General features: G+C 42.4%; 9 protein-coding genes. 8 read left to right on the top strand and 1 reads right to left on the bottom strand.

Annotated features, from left to right (window positions below; translation table 11 throughout):
* From ACO0KV_RS14500 to ACO0KV_RS14490, 3 genes are all read left to right on the top strand, one after another.
* A partial coding sequence (locus ACO0KV_RS14500; RefSeq protein ID WP_423043268.1) for a hypothetical protein occupies nt 1–1,047 on the top strand: 1,047 nt, incomplete at its 5' end.
* A complete protein-coding gene (locus tag ACO0KV_RS14495) occupies nt 1,022–2,074 on the top strand; it encodes a hypothetical protein (protein ID WP_423043266.1) in 1,053 nt (350 codons plus the stop codon). The genes ACO0KV_RS14500 and ACO0KV_RS14495, both read left to right, overlap by 26 nt.
* A 115-nt stretch (nt 2,075–2,189) precedes the next feature.
* Nucleotides 2,190–2,618, top strand: a complete 429-nt coding sequence (locus tag ACO0KV_RS14490; RefSeq protein WP_423043264.1) for a hypothetical protein — start codon at nt 2,190–2,192, stop codon at nt 2,616–2,618.
* A gap of 730 nt (nt 2,619–3,348) precedes the next feature.
* Here ACO0KV_RS14490 and ACO0KV_RS14485 read toward each other — a convergent pair.
* On the bottom strand, nt 3,349–3,537 hold the full coding sequence (locus tag ACO0KV_RS14485; RefSeq protein ID WP_423043262.1) for a hypothetical protein: 189 nt from the start codon (nt 3,535–3,537) through the stop codon (nt 3,349–3,351).
* Between the two features lie 1,342 nt (nt 3,538–4,879).
* Here ACO0KV_RS14485 and coxB point away from each other — a divergent pair.
* Genes coxB through ACO0KV_RS14460 form a run of 5 tightly spaced genes read left to right on the top strand, consistent with a single transcriptional unit; the run spans nt 4,880 to nt 8,674 of the window.
* Nucleotides 4,880–6,052 carry a cytochrome c oxidase subunit II gene (gene coxB, locus ACO0KV_RS14480; protein WP_423043260.1) on the top strand — a complete coding sequence of 391 codons (1,173 nt, stop codon included), beginning with the start codon at nt 4,880–4,882 and terminating at the stop codon, nt 6,050–6,052.
* 26 nt (nt 6,053–6,078) lie between these two features.
* On the top strand, nt 6,079–7,692 hold the full coding sequence (gene ctaD, locus ACO0KV_RS14475; protein WP_423043258.1) for a cytochrome c oxidase subunit I: 1,614 nt from the start codon (nt 6,079–6,081) through the stop codon (nt 7,690–7,692).
* Nucleotides 7,693–7,748: 56 nt separating this feature from the next.
* A complete protein-coding gene (locus ACO0KV_RS14470) occupies nt 7,749–7,859 on the top strand; it encodes a cytochrome oxidase small assembly protein (protein WP_423043257.1) in 111 nt (36 codons plus the stop codon).
* 12 nt (nt 7,860–7,871) lie between these two features.
* The gene (locus ACO0KV_RS14465; protein WP_423043255.1) at nt 7,872–8,462 is read left to right on the top strand and encodes a cytochrome c oxidase assembly protein; all 591 of its coding nucleotides are present in this window, start codon (nt 7,872–7,874) and stop codon (nt 8,460–8,462) included.
* Complete coding sequence (locus ACO0KV_RS14460) at nt 8,459–8,674, top strand: DUF2970 domain-containing protein (protein ID WP_423043253.1); 216 nt, start codon at nt 8,459–8,461, stop codon at nt 8,672–8,674. Before ACO0KV_RS14465 ends, ACO0KV_RS14460 begins: the two co-directional genes overlap by 4 nt.
* The last annotated feature ends 6 nt before the right edge of the window (nt 8,675–8,680 follow it).

Raw genomic sequence — 8,680 nt, 5'->3', positions numbered from 1 at the left:
TTGGGTGAGATGTGTGTAGTTCATTATGCAATTTCGACTGGCCGGTCAAAAAGGCACAAATGCTATCGCATCTTGCCCTCATTAACCGGTACCGTTCATAAATTGCACTTCATCCTAGAATTCGCCATTCATTTCAATATGCAATTTAGCAAATTAAAAACAGCACTGGCTGTCGCCAATTTGAGGAACCTTGGTTATCAACCTAAAAGCGCTGTTCTTATTGGACATGAATGGGCAAATCGCCAAGCCAGCAGATCTATTAATTTCATAGAATCAGAATTGAAATGTTCGCTTGATATCGAAAATAAATTTGCCTTAGATTCAAATGGAGAAGGGCGTTTATTTGCTTCTTGCCACTTTTCTCTCTATCCACTTCTTTTCGGAGAACTTGCATCGCAAAGTAAAAATAGAAAAGTGGTCAGTTTGATTGGAATGCAGTCTTCTCAGCATCAAGCTTCACTTGTTGAACTTGCCCACCGATTCAATGTAGATCTCGAATTTATTGCGAGTGGTTTTAGCATGATCCGCGAAATGAAACGAGCATTGAAACAGGGTAATCATGGAATCATCTTAATTGATATTCCCTGGGCACAAGATAGACGCAACAAAGATTTGGATTGTCAACATCAAGCACATGGTGGTCGATTTCGCGCAAAGACATCATTATTTAAACTAATTTCCATTATCGATGAATATGCAAAATTCGCTCTGGTACAAAAAAAGGCTACTGGTTATCAAATAATAGATTTTGGCTTGGCGCAGGCAGCGAATAGTTACAAAGCATTTGCCGAAGTATTTCACTCTGATCCAGCGGATTACGAGCGACTACATCAAATGCATCAATATTTTGAATTTAAAGAAATGGCAAATAGTGTAATAAATTTTTGCGTTGATGGCGACCATTTCGCACTTTCCAGTAAGACGCTAAAAGCATGGAAAATGAAAGAAAGCGAGTTAGAGCCAGGTGAGATTTTAAAGAGTGGCACTTTAATCGATCGTTATCGAGACTTAGTAGGTGAAGATGTCACAGAAATTATATCAATTTAAATTTGACGATATCCTCAATGGAAATGATGGTGCCGTCATCTGCCGCAGTAGAGATCGATTTATTGTGCGTGGATTTGATGTTGAAAACATGCGTCTCTTACAAAAGCTTCGTAAAAAATCTAATGTTTCTTCTTTGGATATGTTTTCACCGGAAAAGGTCACTCAATTACTTTCCGTGGGTTTGATAAGCGCTGATGTTGATTTGAAAATCGAATCCTCGCAATCAAAACGATTCGAACTATCTGCAGACGTTGTGCGTCATATTGCTACTTCTATTTTTCCATTAGGTACGGGCAAGGGATTATTTTTTTTAATCATATTAAGCCTTGTGGCTTTAACGTTGTTACCCATCCATCTTCTTCATGGATCAATGTCTCTTACCGTTTGGTTTGCACAAGCCAAATTTTCGGATATTTTAATATCGTCCATTGTTTTATTTTTATGTATCTGTGTGCACGAACTTGGTCACGCAACAGCTTGTGTAGTGAATACCGGCACAGTTGGCGCGATACGTTTTAGATCGTATAGAGGTTCTCCAGCTTTAGCGATTGATGTTTCCAGTATTGTATTTACGGACCGTCGTGGTAAAGCAATGATCGCGTTAGCTGGAGTAATCTTTCAATTAGCTATATCGACATGTATTTTGCTTTTTCCTCTTCCTCAGTCTATAGAGTGGGGATGCCGATTGTCATTATTTGCAGCTCTGTTTTCACTTAGTCCACTTCCTAAAACAGATGGCTATTGGTTTTTATGTGACCTGATTGGGCGTCAACTATCGCCAAGATTATTTTTCCCGTCTAACCTCGTAGATTTAGTTTATTCATTGCTGACATTCATCACCTTTATTTTTGGTATCTACTCATTATTGATCGAAGTGAAAGCTCTGTTTTTTATAGGAATACATGAGTTAGATATTGATTTTTTAAGAGGATCTCTTTTTTTATTACTGAGCATCTACGCAAGTTTCGTTGGTTCAATTTTCAGTTGGAAAATGTGTCAATTATTTTTGTTTGGGAAAGAAAAGTAATCATGTATAAAAATAATAATTGTTGGAAGATGTAATTTTTTTCTCTCTCTTTACAAATTTATGCTCCTCTTGTTTTTTGCCGAAAATTGGCAAGAAGGTTCTTATGATAAGTTAAATGCTGAACAACCTCACCAACAACAAATTATTGTTCTTAGTGAAAGGAATCAGGTTTTATATCCCTACAAACGGGCTTATGATGCAGCGAAGATTATCAACGAATTTGGTAAGGGTGATGTGGTCCTCATGTTTGGTTTTTTCCAAAAACGCGCGAAATGCACGTAAAGCATTGTTGCCATGGTATGCAAGAATATTTGTTCCTACCGTGACGGGTATTCGCGCACGTAACGACACCAAAAACTTCTCGGTTGAATTAGTTGATACTGACCAGAGTAGAGGTATTGTTCCTTTTCAAGAGAAAACTAAAAATCCATCCAAAGGGAAACCGTTTTGTGCAGATATGGGTCAAGATATAACTCTGAGCGATCGTACACTTGTAAAAGTACCAGAGGGTACTGTTCTTGATTTTATTTCTTCGAAATTTTAAGCAAAAAACGACGGCAGCATTCGTGATACATTCTTAAAATACGGTTTACTTGAACCAATCTACTTTGACTACTATTTCTCTGAAACGACTAGCAAATCCGTTGGGTGCGGTAAGTATTACAATTGGGCTTCATATCATTATCGGGCTAGGTCTATTACAGCAAAAGCCTCGCGCACAGGAAAAGAACACGCCGGATCGAGTATTGATCCAGTTTTTTCAGAACGAGCGAAGCCGGTGCATGCAGAAATAACGAAGGTGAGTTCGCGTTCGTCGATAGCAGTGAGAGAAAAGTCACATGCGGTTACACTTGAAACCAAAAACGCATTCAAACCTCCTGATGCTGAGCAATTAATATCATCCGAAGCCGTCGTGCAGCCTCCTTTCAATTCTTTACCCCAAGATGATCTTAGCCAAAAAGCGCGTGCTGATTTGGGGCGAATTTATAAAGAATTGCGTAAAGATTTTCATTCTATGGCTAAAGAAACGTAGAACGCCACGTTGGAGGCAAAGCTGGCGCAAGGAATTTCATCTACACAACGTAAGCCAAGTTGGAATGAAGCGCCCATCATAGAAGAAATAAGCCGTAACGGTGAAGGCGCGATTTATAAAGTCACTACTGACGGTATGACTTATTGTGTTTATTATTCCAGCAACCATAGCGCTGATGGTATCGATACGATGGCAAGGGGAATACATTCGGGGGTGATGAATTGTCCGCATTAAAAATGGCTCAAGAATTACTAGTGACGTATAAATTCCCATCTGAAGCACCGGCCAATGGCTCAACGCCCTTGGGATCAAATTTCGGAAATTCTGCTAACTTGCGCCACTGTGAATTAACCGGAGCAAGGTAGTAAGCAGTATTTTTTCCTTTTTCCATGTTTTTATTAATGTGCGGTGTTAGTGTTGAATTAATCAAGTAACTAATTGCGTTTCCAGTTTGGTCATTGGTCGTTGCTCTAACGATGTTGGTAGTGAGCTTCAGTATCCGAATAGCTTTCCTGTCTCCCAATTATCAGCAACATCCTGCTCAACATAGAAATTATATTTTTAATATTAATTATCGGTTGCAATCCGCCATATACAGCCAGTCAGTGTATGGAGAATAATATGTGTATCTGTTGCTGATTTGTCCTCAGGGTCAGCACTTTGGAGCGCATATTTTCCAGGTTGAGCACAATGAATTGTAAATATTCCGCTGCTTTGATGCTACTAACATCGCAAGTGTTTTCCTTCTGCTGATAAAACCGGCTTTTTGATGGCGCGGTATTTAAACAGTTTCTATGCTCGATTTATCCGCGACGACTAGCAACGTTGTTACTGTGGTAATTACGACGATTGTTGCTATCAAGTAAGATAGGATGTGTTTTGGCAAAAACTTAAGCACGGTCGCTAAATCGGTGAATAGGGAGAAAAGGGGGTGTTAATTTTATGTTATCTTTTATGTGTTAGATAAAGTTTATTGCAAGATATACGTGTTTAGCTTCATTTTTTACGATTTTCTGACCCTGTTCAGACTTTGGGGATGCGTTCCTGGTAATTAGAGCTTGTATGATTAAAATGAGTGAAATAAGTGTTCTTTTGATAAAAATATAAACATCATTAAAAAATGGCAACCTGTCCAATTTGTTCTCGCTGATGTTTTGTGTGACTTCGTTTATTCAGCATTGATCTCTTTTTATTTTGCGAAAGTTCATGATTGAGCAAAATCAAAAGTAAATGCAAAAAACTTGTAAAGCATTTTTTGTCGTTTGTTTCATTTGAGCCAGATCAACGATTTCTGTCACGCATTCTGCTTGATATCCGTTCACTTTCCATCTTATACTCAAGTCGTTGTAGAAGTTGCCAGTTCGCACTTTGTTAGGTCTTATGCAAAAAATGCCGTTGTAGGTATCAAAGCTTCAAGGTTCAACCTAGTACAATTTGCACTGCCTTCGTCGATATGGTGTAGTCGGAAATGGGCTTTGTTGTCCTCGCCGATCAAACGAATATCCTTAGTGGTCACCAAGTGTTCCGTGAGTGGATATTTCCCTAGCCCCGAATGCATTTGCGCCTTGCAGTCGATGTTGCGTGAGCTCTGAATGTCATTAGTTGTCAAAGTGTATAGCACTGGTGCTCAAATCATAAAAGAATAGGACTATGTAAACTGTTCCTGGTAGCGTGACGGTGCAAAAGCATTTTTCAATGCCTATGTCGTCGTTGCTTGCTGGAATAATTTTGTATAAATCTTAGAGAATTCTAATCGGGGTTTTGGGGATAACATGAAACAAGCAAAGCGATTAAAGTCGTTCCTGCTGGGTGCGTCGCTGCTGGCAGCCAGTTTGCCGACATGGGCAGTGGTAGATAGCCAGGGTGGCCCGGCGGTACTTCAGTTAAATTTGCAAACACCTGTCACGCAAATAGCAGAACAAATTTACTCTATTCACAACTTAATGCTCATCATCTGCCTGGTTATCTTTGTGGCAGTGTTCGGCGTTATGTTTTATTCCATTCTGAAACATCGCAAATCCCTTGGTTTTAAACCAGCGACTTTTCATGAGAGCACCTCTGTTGAGATTGCTTGGACGATCGTTCCATTTCTGATTGTGATTGGTATGGCGCTGCCAGCAACGAAAACCGTTGTTGCGATGAAAGACACGTCCAATTCTGATATCACGATCAAAGCAACAGGTATGCAGTGGAAATGGGGTTACGACTACCTCAAAGGCGAAGGTGAAGGTATTTCGTTTTTGTCCACTCTCGCGACACCACGCACACAGGTCGGGTCACCAGGCGTGGCACCAACGGAAGCACGTGGTGATAACTACCTGCTCGAAGTTGATAACGAAGTCGTTGTTCCGGTTAATAAAAAGGTGCGCCTGATCACAACAGCGAATGACGTGATTCACTCATGGACGATTCCTGCCTTTGGCGTGAAGCAAGATGCAATTCCTGGTTATGTACGGGATACGTGGTTTAAAGCTGAAAAAGTCGGTATTTATCGTGGTCAGTGCGTAGAGCTGTGCGGTAAAGAACATGCGTTTATGCCTATCGTCGTCAAAGTTGTGTCTGAAGAAGATTACAAACTGTGGGTCGACGGCAAGAAAAAAGAAATGGCTGCGAAAGCCGATGATCCAAACAAAGTCTGGACGATCGACGAGCTCAAACAACGTGGTGAAAAAGTCTACGCGTCCAATTGTGTTGCTTGCCATCAAGCCTCTGGTAAAGGTGTGCCGGGAGCATTCCCAGCATTGGATGGCTCGGTTGTGGTAGCGGGACCAAAAGATGCACAGGTTCACCTGTTGTTGAACGGTAAAGGTGTGATGCCATCCTGGAAGGCAACTTTATCTGATACGGAAATTGCCGCAGTGATTACCTATACTCGTAATAACTGGTCCAATAAATCCGCAGAAAACATTGTCCAGCCAGCCGAAGTTTTGGTTGCGCGTAAGTAATTGCACAGAACAGTACAGGAGACAAGATGAGCACAACAACCGTTGATCACACACACGATCACGATCATTCTCATGGTCACGACCATGACCACGCGCATGACCATCCTCATGGTTGGCGTCGTTGGTTATTTGCGACGAACCATAAAGATATCGGTACGCTTTACCTCTGGTTCGCTTTCACTATGCTGCTGTCTGGCGGCGTATTGGCGTTGATTATCCGCGCAGAGTTATTTCAGCCCGGTCTGCAATTAGTACAACCGGAATTTTTCAATCAATTAACCACCATGCATGGTCTGATCATGGTGTTTGGCGCGATTATGCCGGCCTTCGTCGGTTTTGCTAACTGGATGATTCCATTGCAAATCGGCGCTTCTGATATGGCGTTTGCACGGATGAATAACTTTTCATTCTGGTTGATGCCACCTGCAGCGATTTTGCTGATTACGTCATTCTGGGTACCCGGCGGTGCCACCGCTGCTGGCTGGACGCTGTATGCACCATTATCGACTCAAATGGGTCCTGGTATGGATATGGCGATTTTTGCTGTGCACATCATGGGTGCTTCATCCATTATGGGCTCAATTAACATCATCACAACGATTCTGAACATGCGTGCGCCTGGCATGACGTTGATGAAGATGCCTATGTTCTGCTGGACCTGGTTAATCACAGCGTATTTGCTCATTGCGGTAATGCCAGTATTGGCCGGTGCGATCACAATGACACTGACAGATCGTCACTTCGGCACGTCTTTCTTTAATGCTGCTGGTGGTGGTGACCCGGTGATGTACCAGCACATTTTCTGGTTCTTCGGACATCCTGAAGTTTATATTATGATTTTGCCAGCGTTCGGTATTATCTCTCACATCATTCCAACTTTCGCTCGTAAGCGTTTGTTCGGTTATGCATCCATGGTGTATGCGACAGCTTCTATTGCGATTCTGTCCTTCATTGTGTGGGCACATCACATGTTCACCACCGGTATGCCAGTGACAGCTCAGCTGTTCTTTATGTATGCAACGATGTTGATCGCCGTGCCGACTGGTGTGAAGGTTTTCAACTGGGTGGCGACCATGTGGAGAGGCTCGATGACCTTCGAGACACCGATGTTGTTTGCGGTCGGTTTTATCTTTGTGTTCACGATGGGTGGTTTTACAGGTCTGATTTTGGCTGTGACCCCGATTGACATTCAGTTGCAAGATACCTATTACGTGGTTGCGCATTTCCACTATGTGTTGGTGGCGGGTTCTTTGTTTGCCCTGTTCGCTGGTTACTACTATTGGGGACCAAAATGGACTGGTTTCATGTACAACGAAACACGCGGTAAAATCCATTTCTGGGCATCGCTGATTTTCTTTAACGTGACATTCTTCCCGATGCACTTTTTGGGGTTGGCAGGTATGCCACGTCGCTATGCAGACTATCCAGCTCAGTTCACGGACTTTAACCAGGTAGCGACTATTGGTGCATTTGGTTTTGGTTTAAGCCAGGTATTCTTCATTCTTGCCGTCGTCATTCCTTCTATCCGGGGCGGCAAACCAGCACCGGCGAGTCCATGGGAAGGTGCGGAAGGCTTGGAATGGACTGTCCCTAGCCCAGCTCCTTTCCATACATTTGAAGAGCCTCCTGTCGTTAAATAATGAATGAAATCTGACACTGCGCCACGAGCGCGGTGTCGTTGAAAGTATCTGTCAATATGAAAAACGATCAAAAAAAGCCGAATAACCTCAGAACTGCATTGATTCTGTTTTCTGTCGCTCTGATTTTTTTTGCTGGCGTGATTCTGAAACAAACGCTGCGTTTTTAAAACGGGAGTCGCATGTCTGGGAAAGACACTAAGTTGTTGGATTCAGTCAAAAAATTAAATGCGACGATGTTGGGTAAATTAATTGTTGTCGCTGTGGTGATGTTCGGATTTGGTTACGCGCTGGTGCCAGTTTATAAGCAAATTTGTGAAATCACTGGCATTAATATTCTGACGCCAAAAGATATTTCAGCCAAAGATCTGACCAATTCGCAGATTGATCGTAGCCGCGAAGTGACGATTGAGTTTGATGCTAATACACAAGGTCCGTGGCGTTTTCGTCCGACTGTGCCAAGCATGAAGGTACATCCGGGTGAAATGTCGCAGATCGTGTATGAAGTCGTGAATAAGCAAGCGTACAAAATGGACGCGCAGGCAATTCCTAGCTACGCGCCACAACAAGCAAGTGCTTATTTTAAAAAAATAGAATGTTTTTGTTTTAAGCAGCAAACATTGGGTCCCAATGAAGCACGACAAATGCCGGTCGTGTTTTACATTGATCCCGCCCTGCCGCAGGATGTGAAAACGATCACCTTGTCGTACACGTTTTTTGAGGTTGGCGGCGCATCCAAGGTAAGTAGTTCTACAGAACAAGGTAAGACATGACTGATGGCAAAGAAACGAAAAAGTCTGAGGCTTCATTTTTGAAGGCAATGAAAGCAGTATTCTGGTCGTTTCTTGGAATCCGGAAAAAAGATGATTATGAAGAGGATGCGGCAAAGCTCAATCCGGTCCATGTCATCATCGCAGGTTTGATTGGCGCGCTGCTCTTTATCGCAACGCTGGTAATGATCGTAAAACAAGTCGTCGCAAAATAACAATTC

Source organism: Undibacterium sp. RuRC25W (genome assembly GCF_049339825.1).
Lineage (GTDB): Bacteria > Pseudomonadota > Gammaproteobacteria > Burkholderiales > Burkholderiaceae_D > Undibacterium.
The sequence above is the reverse complement of the archived record's forward strand: the minus strand, read 5'-3'. Positions and strand labels throughout refer to the sequence as shown.

Bases quoted from the DNA above. Each gene is read 5' to 3' on its own strand.
- ACO0KV_RS14495 (WP_423043266.1), top strand. From the start codon at position 1,022: ATGTCACAGAAATTATATCAATTTAAATTTGACGATATCCTCAATGGA.
- ACO0KV_RS14490 (WP_423043264.1), top strand. From the start codon at position 2,190: ATGCTGAACAACCTCACCAACAACAAATTATTGTTCTTAGTGAAAGGA.
- coxB (WP_423043260.1), top strand. From the start codon at position 4,880: ATGAAACAAGCAAAGCGATTAAAGTCGTTCCTGCTGGGTGCGTCGCTG.
- ctaD (WP_423043258.1), top strand. From the start codon at position 6,079: ATGAGCACAACAACCGTTGATCACACACACGATCACGATCATTCTCAT.
- ACO0KV_RS14470 (WP_423043257.1), top strand. From the start codon at position 7,749: ATGAAAAACGATCAAAAAAAGCCGAATAACCTCAGAACTGCATTGATT.
- ACO0KV_RS14465 (WP_423043255.1), top strand. From the start codon at position 7,872: ATGTCTGGGAAAGACACTAAGTTGTTGGATTCAGTCAAAAAATTAAAT.
- ACO0KV_RS14460 (WP_423043253.1), top strand. From the start codon at position 8,459: ATGACTGATGGCAAAGAAACGAAAAAGTCTGAGGCTTCATTTTTGAAG.